This is a genomic window from Sphingosinicella microcystinivorans (genome assembly GCF_003634215.1).
GTDB classification, from domain to species: domain Bacteria; phylum Pseudomonadota; class Alphaproteobacteria; order Sphingomonadales; family Sphingomonadaceae; genus Sphingosinicella; species Sphingosinicella microcystinivorans.
The window spans coordinates 1,248,726-1,268,021 of record NZ_RBWX01000007.1; the positions used below are offsets into that span (position 1 = coordinate 1,248,726).

Annotated in this window: 18 protein-coding genes; 8 read left to right on the plus strand and 10 right to left on the minus strand. The window is 64.8% G+C overall.

What is annotated here, in order from left to right; all coding sequences use genetic code 11:
* The first annotated feature begins 26 nt into the window (after positions 1-26).
* Positions 27-1,379 carry an SPOR domain-containing protein gene (locus DFR51_RS06035; protein WP_121048079.1) on the plus strand — a complete coding sequence of 451 codons (1,353 nt, stop codon included), beginning with the start codon at positions 27-29 and terminating at the stop codon, positions 1,377-1,379.
* Here DFR51_RS06035 and DFR51_RS06040 read toward each other — a convergent pair whose 3' ends face one another.
* Positions 1,380-2,612 (minus strand): dihydroorotase, encoded by a 1,233-nt coding sequence (locus DFR51_RS06040; RefSeq protein ID WP_121048080.1) that lies wholly within the window; start codon positions 2,610-2,612, stop codon positions 1,380-1,382.
* Positions 2,609-3,613, minus strand: coding sequence for an aspartate carbamoyltransferase catalytic subunit (locus DFR51_RS06045; RefSeq protein ID WP_121048081.1), 1,005 nt, complete (start codon positions 3,611-3,613; stop codon positions 2,609-2,611). Before DFR51_RS06045 ends, DFR51_RS06040 begins: the two co-directional genes overlap by 4 nt.
* Positions 3,614-3,827: 214 nt before the next feature.
* Between DFR51_RS06045 and DFR51_RS06050 the strand changes: the two genes are divergently transcribed.
* Positions 3,828-5,156 (plus strand): MFS transporter, encoded by a 1,329-nt coding sequence (locus tag DFR51_RS06050; RefSeq protein WP_121048082.1) that lies wholly within the window; start codon positions 3,828-3,830, stop codon positions 5,154-5,156.
* On the opposite strand, the gene ruvX is transcribed toward DFR51_RS06050, so the two are convergent.
* Together ruvX and DFR51_RS06060 are read right to left on the minus strand one after the other, a co-directional pair.
* The gene (gene ruvX / locus DFR51_RS06055; RefSeq protein WP_121048083.1) at positions 5,153-5,620 is read right to left on the minus strand and encodes a Holliday junction resolvase RuvX; all 468 of its coding nucleotides are present in this window, start codon (positions 5,618-5,620) and stop codon (positions 5,153-5,155) included. The genes DFR51_RS06050 and ruvX overlap by 4 nt on opposite strands.
* A complete protein-coding gene (locus DFR51_RS06060) occupies positions 5,617-6,882 on the minus strand; it encodes a DUF3089 domain-containing protein (protein ID WP_243445396.1) in 1,266 nt (421 codons plus the stop codon). Before DFR51_RS06060 ends, ruvX begins: the two co-directional genes overlap by 4 nt.
* A 68-nt stretch (positions 6,883-6,950) precedes the next feature.
* On the opposite strand from DFR51_RS06060, the gene DFR51_RS06065 reads away from it, so the two are divergent.
* From DFR51_RS06065 to DFR51_RS06085, 6 genes are all read left to right on the plus strand, one after another.
* Positions 6,951-8,645, plus strand: a complete 1,695-nt coding sequence (locus tag DFR51_RS06065) for an N-acyl-D-amino-acid deacylase family protein (protein ID WP_121048084.1) — start codon at positions 6,951-6,953, stop codon at positions 8,643-8,645.
* 78 nt (positions 8,646-8,723) lie between these two features.
* Positions 8,724-9,011: an Asp-tRNA(Asn)/Glu-tRNA(Gln) amidotransferase subunit GatC gene (gatC, locus tag DFR51_RS06070; RefSeq protein ID WP_121048085.1), complete on the plus strand. Its 288-nt coding sequence runs from the start codon at positions 8,724-8,726 to the stop codon at positions 9,009-9,011.
* Complete coding sequence (gene gatA / locus DFR51_RS06075) at positions 9,011-10,486, plus strand: Asp-tRNA(Asn)/Glu-tRNA(Gln) amidotransferase subunit GatA (RefSeq protein WP_121048086.1); 1,476 nt, start codon at positions 9,011-9,013, stop codon at positions 10,484-10,486. Before gatC ends, gatA begins: the two co-directional genes overlap by 1 nt.
* A gap of 1 nt (position 10,487) precedes the next feature.
* Positions 10,488-10,727, plus strand: a complete 240-nt coding sequence (locus DFR51_RS18730) for a hypothetical protein (RefSeq protein WP_126494731.1) — start codon at positions 10,488-10,490, stop codon at positions 10,725-10,727.
* The gene (gene gatB / locus DFR51_RS06080) at positions 10,724-12,211 is read left to right on the plus strand and encodes an Asp-tRNA(Asn)/Glu-tRNA(Gln) amidotransferase subunit GatB (RefSeq protein ID WP_121048087.1); all 1,488 of its coding nucleotides are present in this window, start codon (positions 10,724-10,726) and stop codon (positions 12,209-12,211) included. Before DFR51_RS18730 ends, gatB begins: the two co-directional genes overlap by 4 nt.
* Positions 12,208-12,591 (plus strand): hypothetical protein, encoded by a 384-nt coding sequence (locus DFR51_RS06085; protein ID WP_121048088.1) that lies wholly within the window; start codon positions 12,208-12,210, stop codon positions 12,589-12,591. Before gatB ends, DFR51_RS06085 begins: the two co-directional genes overlap by 4 nt.
* 24 nt (positions 12,592-12,615) lie before the next feature.
* Here DFR51_RS06085 and DFR51_RS18735 read toward each other — a convergent pair whose 3' ends face one another.
* The 6 genes from DFR51_RS18735 to DFR51_RS06115 form a co-directional block, all read right to left on the minus strand.
* Positions 12,616-13,533, minus strand: a complete 918-nt coding sequence (locus DFR51_RS18735) for a hypothetical protein (protein WP_126494733.1) — start codon at positions 13,531-13,533, stop codon at positions 12,616-12,618.
* A gap of 91 nt (positions 13,534-13,624) precedes the next feature.
* On the minus strand, positions 13,625-14,116 hold the full coding sequence (locus DFR51_RS06095; protein ID WP_121049867.1) for a type III secretion system chaperone family protein: 492 nt from the start codon (positions 14,114-14,116) through the stop codon (positions 13,625-13,627).
* A 123-nt stretch (positions 14,117-14,239) separates the two neighbouring features.
* The gene (locus tag DFR51_RS06100; RefSeq protein ID WP_121048090.1) at positions 14,240-14,557 is read right to left on the minus strand and encodes an accessory factor UbiK family protein; all 318 of its coding nucleotides are present in this window, start codon (positions 14,555-14,557) and stop codon (positions 14,240-14,242) included.
* Positions 14,558-14,584: 27 nt separating this feature from the next.
* Complete coding sequence (locus DFR51_RS06105; protein ID WP_121048091.1) at positions 14,585-15,085, minus strand: TspO/MBR family protein; 501 nt, start codon at positions 15,083-15,085, stop codon at positions 14,585-14,587.
* A gap of 5 nt (positions 15,086-15,090) precedes the next feature.
* Positions 15,091-18,201, minus strand: a complete 3,111-nt coding sequence (locus DFR51_RS06110) for an efflux RND transporter permease subunit (RefSeq protein WP_121048092.1) — start codon at positions 18,199-18,201, stop codon at positions 15,091-15,093.
* A complete protein-coding gene (locus DFR51_RS06115; protein ID WP_243445397.1) occupies positions 18,198-19,286 on the minus strand; it encodes an efflux RND transporter periplasmic adaptor subunit in 1,089 nt (362 codons plus the stop codon). The genes DFR51_RS06110 and DFR51_RS06115 overlap by 4 nt, the downstream gene beginning before the upstream one ends.
* Between the last annotated feature and the right edge of the window lie 10 nt (positions 19,287-19,296).

Consider the following 19,296-nt stretch of genomic DNA (forward strand, 5'->3'; position numbering starts at 1 on the left):
GAACGACGGGGTAAGGGGCCAAGACCATGCAGACTCAGCGCAGTACGGTGCTCAAGCTGGCCGCGAGTGCATTCACGCTCGGGGTCTCTCTGACGGCGTGCCAGTCCTCGAACAGCCCGGTGGCGCACGTGAACACGGCGATCGGCTCTGTCGATGCGCCGCAGCCCTCTGTCGTTCTCGTCAAACAGGCGGAAGCCGCGCGGCTCGCTGGCAACCCCGTTGCCGCGATCAGCTTTGCGGAGCTGGCCGTCACCGCTGACCCGCAGAACGCCGATGCGCGCTTCTCGCTTGCGAAGGCCTATACGGCGGCGGGCCGCTACCAGTCGGCTGCCGAAGCCTATGGCGACCTTTCTGCGATGAACCCCGCCGATGCGAACGTTCGCTTCCGTGCCGCGCTTTCGTCGCTCGCGGCGGGCAATCGTTATACGGCGCTTTCATCGCTCGACGCGCTTGCCGCCGAGCCTTCACTTGCCGCCGATGTCGGCCTCGCGCTCGCGCTTTCGGGCGAGACGCGCAAGGCGATCAGCCTGCTTGAGTCGTCGGTCCGCGCTGGCGATTCGACGCCGCGCCTCCGCCAGAACCTCGCGCTTGCGCAGGCGCTTGCCGGCGAATGGGCCGCAGCGCGCACGACCGCTTCGATGGACCTGTCGCCGGACGCTGTTGATGCGCGCGTTGCGGAATGGGCGGCGATTGCCTCCAATACGGATAGCTCGTGGCGCACGGCCTCTGTGCTTGGCGTGGAGATGGCAGCGAACGACGCGGGTCGCCCGGTGGCACTCGCCTGGGCGCCGCCGGAGCAGGCAAAGCCGCAGGCCGACGTGATGGTAGCGGCCGTGGAAGCTGCACCGGCCGTGGAGAGCGCGCCGGAGCCTGTGGCTGTTGCGGCCGTTGCGGCTGTTGCCGAGCCGGCAGTTGCTGCTGCTGAGCCTGCGCCGATCGTTCGTGCGGCGCCTGTCGCCATTGCGCGGGCCGAGGTGCCGGTCGCGGCTGAACCGGCTCAGCCGATCGTGAAGATTCGCGCGGTGCAGCCAGGTTTTGACGCACCGAAGCCGGTTGCCGCCGTGAAGCGGGAAGTGCGTGCGCTGGCAAAGCCGACGCACGGCGCGTGGGTCGTTCAGCTCGGTTCCTACGCGAAGCCCGAGTTCCTGACCGCGGGCTGGCAGACACTCATCCGCAAGAACAGCGCGCTTGGCGAATTCGAGCCGATCCGGAGCCAGATCGCGGTCAAAGGGGCGACGTACCACCGTCTCGCTATCGGCTCGTTCGCGAACGTGACCGAAGCGGTCGATCTCTGCCGGAACCTGAAGGCCGAGGGCTATAGCTGCTTTGTTCGCAAGGGCGCGGGCGCCCCGGAAGCCACGAGCTCCAAGAAGGCCTGATCAGCCGGCGAAAGCGATTTCGCCGCCCTTCACCGTCCATTTGACCCGGCCCTGAACAGGAAGCCCGTCGAACGGCGTGTTGTCGCTTGCCGAGACAAATTTAGACGCATCGATCCGCCACGGCGCACCGGCATCGAACAGCACGATGTCCGCAGGTGCGCCTTTGGCGAGCGTGCCGCCAGGAACCCCGAATATCGCTGCCGGTGTCGCGCTCATCATTGCGATGAGGCGCGCGAGGGGCACATCCGCATTCTCACCCGCCGAAATCGCCAGCGCGAGCAGCGTCTCCGCGCCGGACATGCCCGGAGTCGCCTGCGCGAAGGGCAGCCGCTTTTCGTCCTGCCCGCGTGGATCGTGCGCGGAGGTAAGGCAATCGATCGTGCCGTCCGCCAGGCCTCCAAGCAGCGCGCGGCGATCGTCTTCGCTGCGGAGCGGGGGCGAAAGGCGCGTGAAGGTTCGGTAGCCGGTGACGGCCTCGTCGTTCAGCAACAGATAGGCGGGGGCAGTGCCGCAGGTGATACGCGCGCCGCGCTGACGTGCGGCGCGGATGACATCGAGCCCCTCTGCGGTCGTCACCTTGTGGATGTGGAGCCGCGCGCCCGCTGCTTCGGCAAGGCGGACATCGCGCGCGATGGCGATGGCTTCGGCGATGGCGGGCGCCGACGCGAGGCCGAGCCGGGTCGCGATTTCGCCCGTTGTCGCCTCCGCGCCCTCGGTGAGCGCGGCATCCTCGGCATGGACGACGGTGACGAGATCGAACGCAGCGGCGTATTGCAGCAGACGGTACATCACCGCCGACGAAGCGATCTGGCGGCGGCCAGTGGCGATGGCGACAGCGCCCGCTGCCTTCATCAGCGCAACTTCGGCAAGCTCGGTGCCCGCAAGACCGCGCGTCGCGGCCGCGAGCGGATGTACCCACACGTGCGGCTTTCCGATGCGCTGCGCGCGCTCGGCGAGCGCGGGATCGTCGATCACTGGTGACTGATCGGGCATCAGCAGCGTGCGTGTGATGCCGCCCGCCAGGAACGCGGCGGGCTCGGACTTGAACACGCCCGCATCGACAAGGCCCGGCGCGGCGACAAGACCTGAGGCATCGATGCGCTGGGCGTCCGAAGGGATTTCGGATTTGCCGATGGCCGCGACCGTGCGGTCGGCAACGAGGATGTCGAGCGTGGCGTCCGTTCCGCTCGCGGGATCGATGACGCGGGCGCCCGTGATTGCAAGCGGCCTCATGCGCGCGCCTCCCAACCTGCCGCGCCTCTTCGGGCGCGGGTCAGGACGTCGAGGCACGCCATGCGGACGGCGACGCCCATCTCGACCTGCTCCGTGATCGCGGAACGCGCGATGTCATCGGCGACCTGCGATTCAATTTCGACGCCGCGGTTCATCGGGCCGGGGTGCATGACGAGCACGTTGTCGCCTGCGGTCGCGAGTCGCTTCGCGGTGAGGCCGTAGAAATGAAAATACTCGCGCTCCGAGGGAAGGTAGGCGCCCGCCATGCGCTCCCGCTGAAGCCTGAGCATCATGATGACGTCGGCGCCTTCGAGACCCGCGTCCATATCGGTAAAGGCGGTAACGCCGAACCGCTCGATTCCGGCAGGCATCAGCGTCGGCGGTGCGACCGCGCGCACTTCGGCGCCGAGCGCGGCAAGCAGGTGGAAGTTCGATCGGGCAACGCGGCTGTGCAGGATGTCGCCACAGATCGCGACCTTCAGCCCTTCGATGCGGCCCTTGCGGCGGCGGATGGTGAGCGCGTCGAGCAGCGCCTGCGTCGGGTGCTCGTGCCGGCCGTCGCCCGCGTTGAGCACGGGGCAATCCACCTTGGAGGCGATGAGCGCGACCGCGCCCGAGGCATCGTGACGGATCACGATCACATCCGGGTGCATGGCGTTCAGCGTAAGCGCCGTGTCGAGCAGGGTTTCGCCCTTCTTCATCGAGGAGGACTGGACAGACATGTTCACGACGTCCGCGCCGAGGCGTTTGCCCGCGATCTCGAACGACAGCAGCGTGCGCGTCGAGTTTTCGAAGAAGGCGTTGATCTGGGTGAGGCTTGCCAGCCGGTCGTCGCGTTTGTGCGCGCTGCGGCTGAGTTCCACCCAGTGTTCGGCTTCTGAAAGCAGGAAGCCGATTTCCCAGGGCTTCAGGCCCTCGATTCCAAGCAAATGTGCATGCGGGAAGGGATGCACGCCCGGCGGCACGGCCGGTAGCGGAGCGGGTTCTTGTGTCGATGTCATTAAAGCCGAGCCTTTAGACGCCCGTGCCTGGAGGGGCAAGGGGCGAAACAGGAGAGGAGGGCGCGCGGGACCGGCGGGGACGCTGGGCGAGGGATCATGGCTTCCTGCTACAGCATCTTGCGGGCTGCAGGACAGGCGTTTCGCTCCGCCGACATGCAGGCTTGACGGGCGGACATGCGCCGGGCACGCCGATATGCAAATTGGGGGGAGCGCCATGAAGCACGAAGAAACCGCCGACCTGCCGTATCTCAAGAAGGTGGTGGGGGCTTCGATGGCCGGAACGGTCGTCGAATGGTACGAATTCTTCCTCTACGGCACCGTTGCGACGCTCGTGTTCGGCAAGCTGTTCTTCCCCGATACCGGCAACGAACTCGACGGCATCATCGCCGCGTTCGCGACCTATGCCGTGGGCTTCATCGCGCGGCCGCTCGGCGGCATCATCTTCGGGCATTTCGGGGACAAGGTCGGCCGCAAGTCGCTGCTGCAGTTCAGCCTGATCCTTATCGGCCTTTCCACCTTCCTGATGGGCTGCCTGCCCTCGTTCCACCAGATCGGTTACTGGGCGCCGCTGCTGCTGGTGACCCTGCGCTTCATTCAGGGCTTCGCGCTCGGCGGCGAATGGGGCGGGGCGGTGCTGCTCGTGACCGAACACAGCCCAAACCACAGCCGCGGCTTCTGGGGCAGCTTCCCCCACGCGGCGGTGCCGCTCGGCAACCTCGCCGCGACGGTGGTGCTGCTCGTGCTCTCGGCGACGCTTTCCGAGGAGGCGTTCCTCTCCTGGGGCTGGCGTGTTGGCTTCTGGCTTTCGGTCGTGATCGTGGCCATCGGCTACTACATCCGCACGCAGGTGTCGGATTCGCCGATCTTCAAGGCCGCGAAGGCCGAGATGGAAGAGAAGGCGCACGCGGGCTACGGGATCAAGGAGGTCTTCCGGCTCTATCCGCGCCGCGTGTTCACGGCGATGGGCCTGCGCTTTGCCGAGAACATCCTTTACTACATGGTGGTGACGTTCTCGATCACGTACCTCTCGCACCGGGGCGGGGACACCACGCGTATCCTGACGCTGCTGTTCTTCGCGCACATCATTCACGCGTTCATCATCCCCGCCGTGGGGCACGCCACCGATCGGTTCGGACGGCGTCCGCTCTACATCGCTGGCGCGGCGCTGACGATGGTTTGGCCGTTCGCTGCGTTTCCGATGCTGGACACGGGGACAACGGGGATCGTGCTTGCCGCGATCATCACGGGCATGATCGTCCACTCGCTGATGTACGCGGCTCAGCCCGCGATCATGACCGAGATGTTCCCCACGCGGATGCGCTATTCAGGCGTCTCGCTCGGCTATCAGTTGACGGCGATCATTGCCGGATCATGGGCGCCGCTGATCGGCACGGCGCTGCTGCGCGAATACGAAACGTGGTGGCCGATCGCCGTTTACATCATGTTCGCAGGCGCGGTGAGCCTGATCGCCGCGCTCGTGATGCGTGAGACGAAGGGCATTTCGCTGGTCGCAATCGACCGCGAGGACGCGGCGCGAAGCTAGGCGGCGAGCGCCAGCGCGTCGATCGCCGCTTGCAGGATGTGTGCGGCAGCGAGGGCGTCGACGCGTTCGGCGCGCTTGGCGCGGCTCATGTCCGCCGCGATCATCTCGCGGGTGACGGCGACGGTGGAAAGCCGCTCGTCCCACAGGAGGACGGGTAGGGTGAATTCGGTTTCAAGCGACCGGGCAAAGGCGCGGGTGGCCTGCGCGCGGGGACCGTCCGTGCCGTCCATGTTCACCGGATAACCAAGCACGAAGCCTGCGAGCGCGCGGCTCCCGATGAGGCGGCGAAGCTCGGCGAAATCCTGCGTCTGCTTGCGGCGGACGATGGTTTCCGCGGCGGTCGCAAAGCGCCATTCGGCGTCGCAGAATGCGACGCCGATCGTCTTCGTGCCGAGATCGAGCCCGGCGAGAACGCCGCCTGACGGCAATTGCGCGGCAAACTCCGAGGCTGAATGTGTGCTCACTTCTTCCGCCCGGCGGCTGCGACGGGCGCGGTGAGCGCCGCCTGCGTGCGGCGCTCCGCATCCGTGCGCAGGTTCGCCCAGAAGAGCGGGTAATCGTACACATGGTAGTTGTTGCCGGGCAGCACGTAGGAACGCAGTTCCGCCGGCGGCTTCTCGCCGATGCTGAGATAGCCCTTTTCCATGCACTTCGCGCCGACGACGCCGGGTTCGAGGCGGGCATCGGAATAAGTCTCGTCCAAGGGGATCAGCGTGCCGAGATTGCGCGCTGCGCCGTAAGGATCGTCTTCCGCCGGAGGGACAGCTTCGGCGTTGGTGTCTGCGGCTTCGCTTTCAGCGGCTTCGGCTTCTGTGGTGTCGGGCAGCGCCTCCGCCAACGGGTCCGCGCCTTCGAGCGGCGTTTCGGGCCCTGCCAGCGGATCGGTGCAGACAAGGTGCGTATCCTTGCGCGGCGCGCCTGTGAGCCCGGTCGTCGTGTAGAACGGATCGAAGATCGATTCCGGCTGCGCGGGCTCCGCATAGCTTTGGAACGCGATGATGCAGCGGGTCTGCTCCGGCGTCTCGCACGGCTTGAGCCCAAGCGCGGGGAGGTCCGCCTCGATCGAGATCGGCCAGCCGATCAGATAGGCTGCGACAATCCGGTCCGCCACGGGCGTACCGGCGATCTTCTGCGCGAGCAGCGAGACGAGATGCAGCGATCCCTGGCTGTGACCGGCAAGGATGATTTTCCGGTCGGCCGGGATTTCGCGCAGGAACAGTTCGAATGCTTTTTCGATGTCGCTGTAGGCAACGGCGAAGGCCTTCGCCGAATCCGGCTCGCCGAGCGAAAGGAACGCACCGAAGGTCGCCTGGCGATATCTCGGTGCCCAGATCTCTCCGATGCCGTTGAACACGCTCGCCTGGCTTCGCAGAAACACCGTCTGCCGGAAGCGCGGATCGCCGGTGAGCGCGATGGGCGCGTTCCAGCGGTCGCCGCGCAGATAGGTGGTCGGATGCACATAGAATACCGCGACGGCGGGCTTCGGCGCCGGGCTGTAGCCTTCAGGAGTCCAGCGCACCACATCGGCCGGAAGGCCGGGGCGGGTGAGCCACGCATCCGCGCGATCGTAGAACGTGGGCGGCGGCTTGGGGCTTTCGGCGAAGCTCACATCCGGGACGAAGGCCGCGCGCATCAGATAGGGCGCGAAAAGCCGGTACGCGACCGTGCCGACGATCGCGAGAAATATGAGGGCGGCGATGATGGCGAGAAACCGACGTGCGGCCAAGTTGCTGGACTCCTTTGTCCGGGCGCTTAGCATGGTGTCCATGCAACGAGAATATAGGGGTTAACACCATGCGTATTGCCAAGGTTCCTTTCGCCATCTGCATCACTCTCCCGCTCGCCGCCTGCGCAACGGCCGGGTCAACGCCCGCGCTTCATGATCTCGTGATCCGAGGCGGCACGATCTACGACGGCTCGGGCGGCGCTGCTGCGGTGGGCGACGTTGCGATCGACGGCGACAAGGTGGTTTCGGTCGGCCCTGCCGCGCGCGGGCGCACCGAGATCGACGCCACCGGCCTCGCCGTGGCGCCGGGCTTCATCAATACGCACAGCTGGGCGACTGAATCGCTGATCGTCGATCCGCGCGGTGTCGCCGACCTCAAGCAGGGCGTGACGCTGGAGGTGATGGGCGAGGGCTGGTCGATGGGACCGCTGAACGCCGACATGAAGCGCCTGTCCACGAGCCGCATGGGCGACATGAAGTACGATATCGAGTGGACGAGCCTTGGCGATTATCTCTCGTATCTCGAAAAGCGCGGCATTTCCCCGAACGTCGCGAGCGTCGTGGGTGCGGCGACGGTTCGCATCCACGAACTGGGCGAGGGCGATGTCGATCCCAATGCTGAACAGCTAAAGCGGATGCAGGGGCTGGTGAAGGCCGCGATGAACGAAGGCGCGCTCGGCGTCGGCTCCGCGCTGATCTATGCGCCGGGATCGTTCGCGGAAAAGCCGGAGCTCGTCGCGCTGATGCAGGCGGCTGCGCCCTGCGGCGGGCGCTACATCAGCCACATGCGATCGGAAGGCGACAACATCCTTGAAGCCGTGGATGAACTGATCGACATCTCGCGGCAATCGAAGGCGCCCGCGATCATTTATCACCTGAAACTGGCGGGCAAGGACAACTGGGGCAAGCTCGACGCCGTCGTCGCGAAGGTGGAGGCCGCGCAGAGGGAAGGTCTCGACATCACCTCCACCATGTACACCTATCCGGCGGGCGGCACCGGCCTCGACGCATCCATGCCGCTGTGGGTGCAGGAAGGCGGCGAGGAGGCCTGGTTCAAGCGGCTGCAGGACCCCGCCGTGCGCGCCAAGGTCGCCGCGGAGATGAAGACTCGCGGGGACGGCTGGGAGAATCTCTACTATCAGGCGGGGTCGCCGGAACGGCTGGTTCTTGTAGGTTTCAAAACCGACAAGCTGAAACCGCTCGCGGGCAAGACGCTTGGCGAGGTGGCGCGTGAACGCGGCAAGAGCCCGGAGGAAACCGCAATGGACCTCGTGGTGGAAGACGGCAGCCGCATCGGCACCATCTACTTCCTGATGGACGAGAAGAACGTTGCGAAGCAGACGGCGCTGCCGTGGATGAGCTTCGGCTCCGACGCGGAGGCGCCGGCAACGGAAGGCGTGTTCCTTAAATCGCCGACGCACCCGCGCGCCTACGGCAACATCCCGCGCTTCCTCGGCAAGTACGTGCGCGACGAGAAGACGACGACGCTTTCGCAAGCGGTGCGCCAGCTGACCTCGTTCTCCGCCGAGCAGATGGGCATCCAGGGGCGCGGACGCCTGGCGCCGGGCTACTTCGCCGACGTCGTGGTCTTCGACCCCGCGACGATCGCCGACAAGGCGACGTTCGAGAAACCGCACCAGTATTCTGTGGGCGTGCGCGACGTGTTCGTGAACGGCCAGCAGGTGCTGAAGGGTGGCGAGCCAACAGGCGCCCGCCCGGGCCGCTTCGTGAAGGGGCCGGGCACGGGGAAGTGTCCGGCATAACGCCGGGCACCACAGCGCTTGCGGCGCGGCGAAGCCGCGTGCTAACGGCTCGGGCTCAATCAATCCGGGGTTTTTTGCATGTCCGTTGACGCTGCAACCGTCAAACGCGTCGCGCATCTTGCGCGCATCAAGATCGATGACGACAGGTCCGCCGTGATGGCCGAGGAGCTTTCCAAGATCCTCGGCTGGGTGGAGATGCTGGGCGAGGTGAATACGGACGGGGTGGAGCCGCTCGCGGCGGTGATCCCGAACACGCTGCGCTGGCGCGAGGATGTCGTCACCGATGGCGGCATTCAGGACAAGGTGTTGTCGAACGCGCCGAAGGCCGAATACGGCTTCTTCGCTGTGCCGAAGGTGATCGAATAATGGCCGTGCTCACCGACCTGACACTTGGCCAGATGCGCGACGGACTGCGCGCCAAGGACTTCTCCGCGAAGGATCTTGCCGAGGCGCATGTGAAGGCGGTGGAAGCCGCGCGCGTGCTGAATGCGTTCACGGTGGAAACCCCGGAACTGGCGCTGAAAGCCGCCGAAGTGGCTGACGCGGCGCTCGCGAAGGGCGAGGCGAAGCCGCTGTCGGGTATTCCGCTCGGTATCAAGGACCTGTTCGCGACCGAAGGCGTGCAGAGCGCGGCAGCTTCGAACATCCTGAAGGGCTTCAAGCCGCCCTATGAATCGACCGTGAGCGGCAAGCTGCTTGCGGACGGCGCGGGAATGCTCGGCAAACTCAACATGGATGAGTTCGCCATGGGCTCCTCCAACGAGACGAGCGCGTTCGGCACGGTCATCAACCCTTGGCGCGGGAAGGGCAATGAAAGCCTCGTGCCCGGCGGCAGCTCGGGCGGTTCGTCGGCGGCGGTTGCGGCGCGGCTCGTCGCGGGCGCGACGGGCACCGATACCGGCGGCTCGATCCGTCAGCCGGCGGCGTTCACGGGCATTTCGGGCATCAAGCCGACCTATGGCCGCTGCTCGCGCTGGGGCATCGTGGCGTTCGCAAGCTCGCTCGATCAGGCCGGGCCGATGGCGCGTGACGTGCGCGACTGCGCGATCCTGCTGAAATCCATGTGCGGATTCGACCCCAAGGATTCGACGAGCCTCGACTTGCCGGTGCCGGACTTCGAGGCGGCGCTGACCGGCGACATGAAGGGCAAGCGCGTCGGCATTCCGAAGGAATATACGGTCGACGGCATCCCGACCGAGATCGAGGCGCTGTGGAAGAAGGGCGCGGACATGCTGCGCGATGCGGGCGCGGAGATCGTCGACATCTCGTTGCCGCACACGAAATACGCGCTGCCGACTTACTACATCATCGCCCCTGCCGAGGCGTCGTCCAACCTCGCGCGTTATGACGGCGTGCGTTTTGGCCTGCGCGAAACCCCGGAGAACGGCAGCCTGATCGACATGTACGAGGCGACGCGCTCGGCGGGCTTCGGTTCGGAGGTGCAGCGGCGCATCCTGATCGGCACCTACGTGCTTTCGGCGGGCTATTACGACGCCTACTACCTGAAGGCGCAGAAGGTGCGGGCGCTCATCCAGCGCGACTTCATGCAGGCGTTCGAGCGCTGCGACGTGATCCTCGCCCCGACCGCGCCGAGCGCGGCGTTCGGCATCGGCGCCAACGTCGACGACCCGATCGCCATGTACCTGAACGACGTGTTCTGCGTGCCCGCGAGCCTTGCGGGGCTTCCGGCGATGTCCGTGCCGGGCGGGCTTTCCGACGACGGGTTGCCGCTCGGCCTCCAGATCATCGGGCGTCCGCTCGACGAAGAGGGCGTGCTGAACGCGGGCTATGCGATCGAACAGGCTGCGGGGTTCACCGCACGACCGGAAGCGTGGTGGTAAGATGAGCGACCACAGCTTTCCGTTGGCAATGGCTGCAATCCATATGTCGCTTCATTCTCTCAGAATTTTAGCTCAACGGGGATTGGTCTCTCCTGAAGATGCGGATGAATCGCTGGATGGCGTGTTCGAAACCTTAGAAAATCTCGAACCAGAACGGCTTGTTGTCGTTCAGCGGCACCTCGATCCGCTATTTGCAGAGATTAAGCAGATCGCCAGTGCGAAATGGAAGCCTGCAGAATGACTGATTATCGCATCAAAGGCGAAACCGGCGAATGGGAGGTCGTGATCGGCCTCGAAGTGCACGCGCAGGTCACGTCGAACGCCAAGCTGTTCTCGGGTGCCGCGACCGAGTTTGGGGCGGAGCCGAACACGCAGGTGAGCCTTGTCGACGCGGCGATGCCTGGGATGCTGCCGGTGATCAACGGCGAATGCGTGAAGCAGGCCGTGCGCACCGGCCTCGCGCTCGAAGCGCAGATCAACATGTGGTCGCGCTTCGACCGGAAGAACTATTTCTACGCGGATTTGCCGCAGGGCTACCAGATCAGCCAGTTCCAGCACCCCATCGTGGGCGAAGGTGAGGTCCATATCGACCTCGGCGAAGGGCGCTCCAAGACCGTGGGGCTGGAGCGCATCCATCTGGAGCAGGATGCGGGCAAGTCGATGCACGACCAGTCGCCGTGCTATTCCTATGTCGACCTCAACCGTTCGGGCGTCGCGCTGATGGAGATCGTCTCTCGGCCGGACATGCGTTCGCCTGAAGAGGCGGGGGCGTATGTGAAGAAGCTGCGTTCGATCCTGCGCTATGTGGGAAGCTGCGACGGCAACATGGAGGAAGGCTCCATGCGCGCCGACGTGAACGTCAGCGTGCGGAAGCCGGGCGATCCCTTCGGCACGCGCTGCGAGGTCAAGAACGTGAACAGCGTTCGTTTCGTGCAGGCGGCGATCGAGTATGAGGCGCAGCGGCAGGTGGAGATCATCGAGGCCGGCGGCACGATCGTGCAGGAAACGCGCCTGTTCGACCCGAGCCGGATGGAGACGCGCTCGCTGCGTTCCAAGGAAGATGCGCACGATTACCGATATTTCCCCGATCCCGATCTGCCGCCGCTGGTGTTCGACGAAGCGTTCGTCGAAGCGCTGCGCGCGGAACTGCCCGAGCTGCCGGATGCCAAGCACGCGCGCTATGTGCGCGACCTCGGCATCAGCGATTATAACGCAAGCGTGCTGACTGCCGAGAAGGAAGCTGCCGACTGGTTCGAGCGGATGCTGGCGCTGAGTGCGGCGAAACAGGGCAAGCCACTCACCGAAGTCGCGCGCGCCGCCTCCAACTGGGTGATCTCCGACCTGTTCGGCGCGCTGAATGCGCTCGGCAAGGACATCATCGACAGCCCGATCAGCCCCGAACACGCCGCAACGCTGCTCGCGCTGATCGGCGACGGGACGCTTTCAGGGCGGCTCGGCAAGGACGTGTTCCAGATCATGCTGGAAACCGGCGACGACCCCGAGAAGATCGTCGAGGAACGCGGCCTGAAGCAGGTCTCCGACACCGGCGCGCTCGACGCGGCAATCGCCGAGGTGCTGGCGACGAACGCCGACAAGGTCGCGCAGTACAAGGCCGGGAAGGAAGCGCTGTTCGGCTTCTTCGTCGGACAGACGATGAAGGCGACGGGCGGCAAGGCGAACCCGAAGGTAGTGAACGAACTGCTTAAGGCGGCGCTCGCGGGGTGAGCGCCCTGCGTGTCTATGGGCTGATCGGGCTTTTCGCCCTCTCCGGAGCAGCCGCATCGGCGCAGCCACTCAAGGGCGTTTATGTCTTACCCGACGCCTTTGAAATCGGCCTGACGCTCTCCAAGGTGAAGATGCCCGCCGGAACCATGCTCCGGCAGGTGGAGTCTGATTCAAAGCTGAAGGTTTGCTCAGAGGCCATCACGGTCTTTCAGCTCGGCATCCCCTATGGCCGGGCATGTCTGTTCGACGATGACGGCGACGGCACCTTTGACCGCGTCGCGGGATCCTCGCTTGCAGGACCGAAAAGGTTGAAGGCGCCTTTGCCCTATCACGCGGTAGAGATCAGCTCGGGGGGCGCGCAGAGTTCAAAGGCGCCGTAAAGCGCGAGCAGGTGAGGGGTGAGATTACTTTACCACGGCGAAGTCAAAAACCCGTGCCGTCATTGCGCCTCCGCCAGCGACCGAGCCGCCACCGCTCATTGCGTGAATGAAGCCGTATTGCCCTGCTGCAAGGTTGTCGGCAGGCACGACTTTAAACACGCCAGGACGAAGAAGTTCGGCTTCGAATGCGATCTGATCCTTGTCCATGACGCCGGACTTGGCGCCGGCAATGTTGACGCTTCCGACCCTGGCTTCGCGGCGCCCTTTCTTTACGACGAATTGGGTAAGCGTAAGCTCGGCAGGCGAGGATACGACGGTTCCAACGCCGTTGACCCATGTGCTTGACCCGTTGCCAGCGCCTTTCGGGACGGATTCGTCAAAATAGAAATAGAAGACAGGTTTCGCCGATTTGGTGGTGATGCGCGCCGCATCGTTGGGGATCGCGGCTTTCACGCTCATGGAGGCGATGCCCATGGTAAGGGCATAGCCGAGAATGCCGCCGGTTTTCGCCTGATTGGAAGCCGTGGGGTTAATGCGCTGCATTTTGACCGAAGGGGCATCCGTCATCAAATAAACACCGGTATAGTGCGGAACAGATGGGTCCGGAGAGTCGAGTGAAAGCTCTTGCTCTTTTGCTGCGGTTACGCCTCGGGCTGAGTCCAGCATGGCTGCTAGGATGTTGGAAGTTACACCTTTTGAGCTCAAGGCAATCAGATGATCGGTCGAAAGATCAAATTGCGATGGTGAACTTTTTATCTTCGCAATGATCGCAGGTTCGCCAATGCCTGCGGCAAGCAATTTAATAATATCGTCGTTTGTAAGTGCTGTATTTTCCACATTTTGTGCGGAAATTTGAACGCCGGCAGGTTGTGTTTCTTGCGCAGTGGCGGGCAAGGTAATCACTGTAGGCAAGAGAAATACTGCCGCGAAACGAGTGTTCATGCTGTTTCCCCTCAAACAACGTGAATTCGCGATAGGCTCAGGGTGTCAAAATCACAATACTTATTATTGTCTAATAACGATTTCCGAAATGTCAGGCCTCGCCCACCGTATCGATCAGCGCGGCGTCAAGGGCCTCGCGCGGAGTTTTGCCGGCCCAGAGGATGAACTGGAACACGGGGTAGTAGCGTTCGCACTCATCGACGGCCGCTTCGACCAGCGTTTCGGCCTGCGCGAGCGAGAGGCCGCTGTCTTCGTCCGAGCCGTCGAGCATGGAGGCGTGGCGGAAGAGGAGCGTGCCGTCCACCGACCACATCTCGAAGTGGCCGAGCCAGAGCTGCTCGTTGATGAGGCTGAGCGCTTCCCACACTGCGGTCCGGCGGTTTTCCGGCACGCGGATGTCGGGCATGGCGATGAACTGGAGGACGCGCTCTTCCTCGCGCCAGAGCGCACGGAGCTGATACGTCGTCCAGCTGCCTTCGACACGGGCGATGAGTTCTTCGTCACTGGCGCGCTCGAACGACCAGCCATGCGCGCCGAAATAATGCTCGAGCATGTCGAGCGGCGCTGCCGTGGCCTGGGCCATTTCAAGTTCGAGTTCGGTCAATAGTTGGTCCGATAGTGTTCAAGCCTGCACCATATATGGTGCGATGCTCGGCGGCGACACGCAAGACACTGCGCGCCGACGGCTGCGAATTTACTGTGGATATCAGGCTGCGGGCGCTGATTTTCCAGCCTTCTTCGCCGCGGGTTTGCGCGCCGGCGCGGCCTTTGGGGGCGTCGTTCCCGCCGCAGCTTCAAGCTTGGCGATTCGCGCCTTCAGCTCCTCATTCTCGGCGCGGGCGTTCGCCGCCATCTGCTTGACGGCGTCGAATTCCTCGCGCTTCACGAGATCGAGCCCGCCGACAAATTCTTCCATGCGCGCGCGAAAGCCCGCTTCCATCTCGCGGCCCATGCCGGCGAGTGAGCCCATGGCGCCGGTCGCCATGCGCGAGAAATCGTCGAAGAAGCGGTTTTTGGACTGCATGGACGGGGCCTTCGCTGTGTTGTGCGTCTAATATGGCGGCGCCGCGCCCGGATTCAACTGCCAGATGCGGAAGGCAAGCCCGGCGGCGAAGCAGAGCCACGCGAGATAGGGGACGAGCAGCCACGCCGCGAGGCGGTCCAGCCGTGCGAACGCGAACGTCGTGGCGAGCGCGGCGGCAAGGATGACGAGGATGAGCGCGAAGCTGGGGCCGAGCGTGTGCAGCTTGAAGAAGAGCGTGGACCATAACAGGTTGAGCACAAGCTGGGCGGCGAACAGCAGGGCGGCGCGGTGTCGCTCCGGCCCGGAGGGCGCGGCAAGGACGCGCGCGATGGCGATGCCCATCAGTGCGTAGAGCGTCGTCCAGACGATGCCGAACACGAAACCGGGCGGGTAAAGCGCGGGCTTCGCAAGCTCCGCAAACCAGGGATTGTCCTCGCCCGACCCTGCCAGGACCCCCGAAAGCGAACCCAGAAGCATCACGCCGGGAACCGTGAGAAAGGCGATTCGAAGAGCCTTGGGCAGCGCCATCGCTTTTACTCCGCCGGCGCCGGCGCCGTGCCGCGCTCCTCTTCCAGCTTGCGCGAGACCGCAAGCGGTGAGCCGGTGCCGCGGGCGAGGCGCCGGTAGAAGACGGGGATGACGAACAGCGTGAGCAGCGTCGCGAGGCTGACGCCCCAGACGACGACCGTGCCGATCGCCTGCCGCGAGGCCGCGCCCGCACCGCTTGCGAGCATCAGCGGCACCGCGCCCGCGACAGTTGCGATCGAGGTCATGATGACGGGACGCAGGCGGCGCACGGCGGCGCGGCGGATCGCGTCGTCGAACGCGATACCCTGATCGCGTAGCTGGTTCGCGAACTCTACGATGAGGATGCCGTTCTTCGCCGCGAGCCCGACGAGCATGACGATGCCGATCTGGCTGTAGAGGTTGAGCGATTGGCCCATGACAACAAGCCCGAGCAGGCCGCCGCCCACCGCGAGCGGCACGGTGAGCACGATGACGCCCGGATGCACCCAGCTTTCGAACTGCGCGGCGAGCACGAGGAAGACGAGCAGGATAGTGACGCCGAGCACGCCCCAGATCGCACCGCCCGTCTGCTTGAAGGCGCGGCTTTCGCCGTCATAGCCGATGGCGGCGACTTCGGGCAGCGTCGAGGCTTCCGACTCCAGCCAGTTGAGCGCCTCTCCAAGCGAATAGCCCGGCGCGACCGAGCCTTCGAGCGTGATGGCGCGGAGCTTGTTGAAATGGCCAAGCTCGCCCGCGTCCGCGAAGCTGCGCAGCGACACGAGGTTTGAGAGCGGAATGACATCGCCCGTGCGCGAGCGGACATAGACGTTGGAGAGGTCCTGCGGCGTCAGCCGGTCCTTGCCCTCGGCCTGCACGATGACGCGGTATTCCTCGCCGCGATCGATGTAGGTGGTGACGCGGCGTGACCCCATCATGGTTTCAAGCGTGCGGCCGATCTCGTTGACGGAGACGCCAAGATCACCTGCGCGCGTCGTGTCGATATCGACAAGGAGCTGCGGCTTGGTTTCCTTGTAATCGGCTTCGAGGTTCTGGATGCCGGGATAGGACGCGGCTGCATCGATGATCGCATCGCGGGCGCGGGCGAGCTCCTCGAACGTTGCGCCGGCGATGACGAAGCGGATCGGGCGGCCGCCGCGGTTCGCGCCGATCGTTTGTCCGCCCGATGCGAAGCTGCGGACGCCGGGGTAATCCTCCAGCGTCTTCTGGATCATCTGCGCGGTTTCCGCGGTCGTTTCTTCCCGTTCGGACCACGGCTTCAGGAAAAGCACCATGCGGCCGGTGGAGAAATCCTCCGTCGTGCCCCAACTGCCGGGCGCGCGAACCATCAGGCGGCGGATGGGTCCTTCGTTCACCATCGGCAGCACGCGCGCCTGCAAGTCCTCCATATAGCGGACCATCTGGTCGTAGCCGGTGCCTTCTGCTGCAGTGACACTGACTTGCAGGTTGCCCGTGTCTTCGAGCGGGGCGAGTTCAGACGGGAGCGTGGTCGCGAGCGCAATGCAGCCGGCGACCATGGCAGCCGAAACGCCGCCGATCAGCAGCGGCCGTGTGAGCAGTCGGCCGAGCAAACGGTCGTAGGCGGCGGACAGGCGATCGAAACGCTGGTCGACCCATTTCGTCATGCGGTTCGCGCCGGTTTCCGGCTTCAGCATCTTCGAGCAGAGCATCGGCGTCAGCGTCAGCGCGATGAACCCGGAGAAGGCGACCGCGCCGATCATCGCGGCGGCAAGCTCGCGAAACAGCAGCCCGGTGTTTCCCGCGAGGAACATGATCGGCACGAACACGGAACAGACAACTGCTGTTGTCGCAACCACCGCGAAGGCGACCTGCCGCGCGCCTTCATAGGCGGCGACGAGCGGGGTTTCGCCGTGTTCGATGCGATAATAGATGTTTTCGAGCACAACGATGGCGTCGTCGACGACAAGGCCGATCGCGAGCACCAGCGCGAGCAGCGTGAGCAGGTTGATCGAAAGCCCGAGCGCCCAAAGGACGGCGAAGGTCGCGATCAGACAGATCGGCACGGTGACCGCGGGAATCAGCGTGGCACGCGCCGAGCCCAGAAAAATATAGATCACGAGAATAACGAGAACGGACGCTTCGGCGAGTGTCTTCCAGACGTTCTCGATGGCGGCGGAAATGAACACCGAGCTGTCGTTCGAAATGTCGATGCTGAGACCGGCCGGCAGCATCTTGCGCGTATCGTCTATCCGCGCCCTGACCTCTTCAGCGACGGCCAGCGTGTTCGCGCCCGATTGGCGGACGATGCCGATGCCGACGCCGGGCTTGCCGTTCGATCGGAAGTAGCTGTACGGATTTTCGGGGCCGATTTCGATGCGGGCGACATCGCCGAGGCGAACCAGATGGCCGTCTGCGCCGCGCGAAATGACGAGACTGTTGAAGTCTTCCACCTTGCTGTAGGCGCGGGCGACGCGAACCGTGAGATTCTTCGATTCCGCCTCGACACGACCCGCGGGCAATTCGATGTTCTGGGCGCGAAGCGCAGTCTCTATGTCACCCGGCGTAAGCCGGTAGGCGGCGAGCTTCGCCCGATCGAGCCATATCCGCATGGCGGGCCGCGAGAGGCCGCCAACCATGACGCGCGCGACGCCGTCGATCGAAGAGAAACGGTCGACGAGGATGCGGTCCGCGTAGTCGGCGAGCCAAAGCGGATCGCGCTCCTCGCCGGAGAGGTGCATCCACAGGATCGGCTGCGAATCGACGTCGACCTTGCGAATCTCCGGTGGGATCACCTCGTCGGGCAGATCGTCCGCAAGGCTGCTGACACGGTCGCGGACGTCGTTTGCCGCATCGTCCACATCGCGCGTCGCGGAGAATTCGATGGAGACGTCGGACACGCCGTCGCGCGAACGCGAACGGATCATGTCGATGCCTTCGATGCCGGCGATCCGGTCCTCGATAAGCTGGGTTATGCGCGATTCGACGACGCTGGCAGCCGCGCCGGGATACACCACCTCGACCGAGACGACCGGCGGTTCGATGGCCGGATACTCGCGCACAGGTAGAGAGAAGAAGGCGATAACGCCGGCGAGCACAATGATGAGGCTGATAACAGCCGCGAACACCGGGCGTTTGACGGAGACATCAGAAAGGATCACCGAGACTTCCCTGCGCCCGCTGCGGCGCCGGAGAGGGCTCCGGTAGTGGATTTTTCAGGTTCCCCCGGAAACACCGGCCGCACCTCCGCATCGTCGCGCACCTTCACGACGCCGTCGGCAACGATGCGATCGCCGCGATTGAGGCCGCCGGTGACTTCCACCATGCCACCCGACCGCATCCCGACCTCGACCGGAACGCGGTTCGCGACGTTCTTCTGATCGAGCCGGAACACGAACTGGCGATCGCCCTGCGCGACAAGCGCGAGTTCGGGAACGGCGAGCGCTTCGCGGGGATTGGTCACGATGGATACGGTGAGGAGCATCCCCGGGTTCAGGCGGCGATCAGGGTTTGGCAGCAGCGCGCGGACGGCAACCGAGCGGGTGACGGGGTCGACCTGCGGCTCGACGCCTTCCACCGTGCCGTGGAACACTTCCCCGGGCCATGCCTGCGCGCGCGCCTCGATATTCTGGCCGGCCTTCACCGCCGAGATGAACCGCTCGGGTACGGTGAAATCGAGCTTGATCGAGCTGATGTCGCTGATCGTTGCGATTTCGGTGCCCGCCGTGACGACGCTGCCCGGCGAGAGGCGGCGCAGGCCGACGACGCCGGAGAAGGGCGCCCGGATAATGCGGTCGCCGATCTGTGCGCGGATGGCACCCGCTTCGGCCCGCGCCTGGTCGCGCGCGGCGGTTTGGGCGTCGATGCTGGCATTGGTGGCGAAACCGCGCTGCTGAAGCTCCCGCAGACGGCTGAGCTGCTGCTGCGCTTCCCGCGAGCGAGCCTGGGCGCTGGCAAGGTCCGCATTCTGCTCGACCGTGCGCAGCACGGCGATCACGGTGCCTGCCTGCACATAGGCGCCATCCGTGAAGCGCAGCGATTCCACGCGTTCGGTGACGGTGGAGGTCAGCGTTGTGGATTCGCGTGCAAAAGCGGTGCCCACGGCATCGATGCTGTCGACAAAGCGCATGGGCTCCACCACGCCGCCGACCACGGTCGGCGCACGGCCTTCACCGCTACCCTTTTGTCCGCCGCAAGCAGCGAGTGAAACGGCGAGCGCAAACGCTACGTGCCTCGATATCGACAATTTTCACTCC

Coding starts and splice junctions, on each gene's coding strand:
- DFR51_RS06100 (WP_121048090.1), bottom strand. CDS start 14,557: ATGCAGTCCAAAAACCGCTTCTTCGACGATTTCTCGCGCATGGCGACC.
- DFR51_RS06105 (WP_121048091.1), bottom strand. CDS start 15,085: ATGGCGCTGCCCAAGGCTCTTCGAATCGCCTTTCTCACGGTTCCCGGC.
- DFR51_RS06040 (WP_121048080.1), bottom strand. CDS start 2,612: ATGAGGCCGCTTGCAATCACGGGCGCCCGCGTCATCGATCCCGCGAGC.
- DFR51_RS06095 (WP_121049867.1), bottom strand. CDS start 14,116: ATGGCCCAGGCCACGGCAGCGCCGCTCGACATGCTCGAGCATTATTTC.
- DFR51_RS06065 (WP_121048084.1), top strand. CDS start 6,951: ATGCGTATTGCCAAGGTTCCTTTCGCCATCTGCATCACTCTCCCGCTC.
- DFR51_RS06035 (WP_121048079.1), top strand. CDS start 27: ATGCAGACTCAGCGCAGTACGGTGCTCAAGCTGGCCGCGAGTGCATTC.
- gatB (WP_121048087.1), top strand. CDS start 10,724: ATGACTGATTATCGCATCAAAGGCGAAACCGGCGAATGGGAGGTCGTG.
- DFR51_RS18735 (WP_126494733.1), bottom strand. CDS start 13,533: ATGAACACTCGTTTCGCGGCAGTATTTCTCTTGCCTACAGTGATTACC.
- gatC (WP_121048085.1), top strand. CDS start 8,724: ATGTCCGTTGACGCTGCAACCGTCAAACGCGTCGCGCATCTTGCGCGC.
- gatA (WP_121048086.1), top strand. CDS start 9,011: ATGGCCGTGCTCACCGACCTGACACTTGGCCAGATGCGCGACGGACTG.
- DFR51_RS18730 (WP_126494731.1), top strand. CDS start 10,488: ATGAGCGACCACAGCTTTCCGTTGGCAATGGCTGCAATCCATATGTCG.
- DFR51_RS06045 (WP_121048081.1), bottom strand. CDS start 3,613: ATGACATCGACACAAGAACCCGCTCCGCTACCGGCCGTGCCGCCGGGC.
- DFR51_RS06050 (WP_121048082.1), top strand. CDS start 3,828: ATGAAGCACGAAGAAACCGCCGACCTGCCGTATCTCAAGAAGGTGGTG.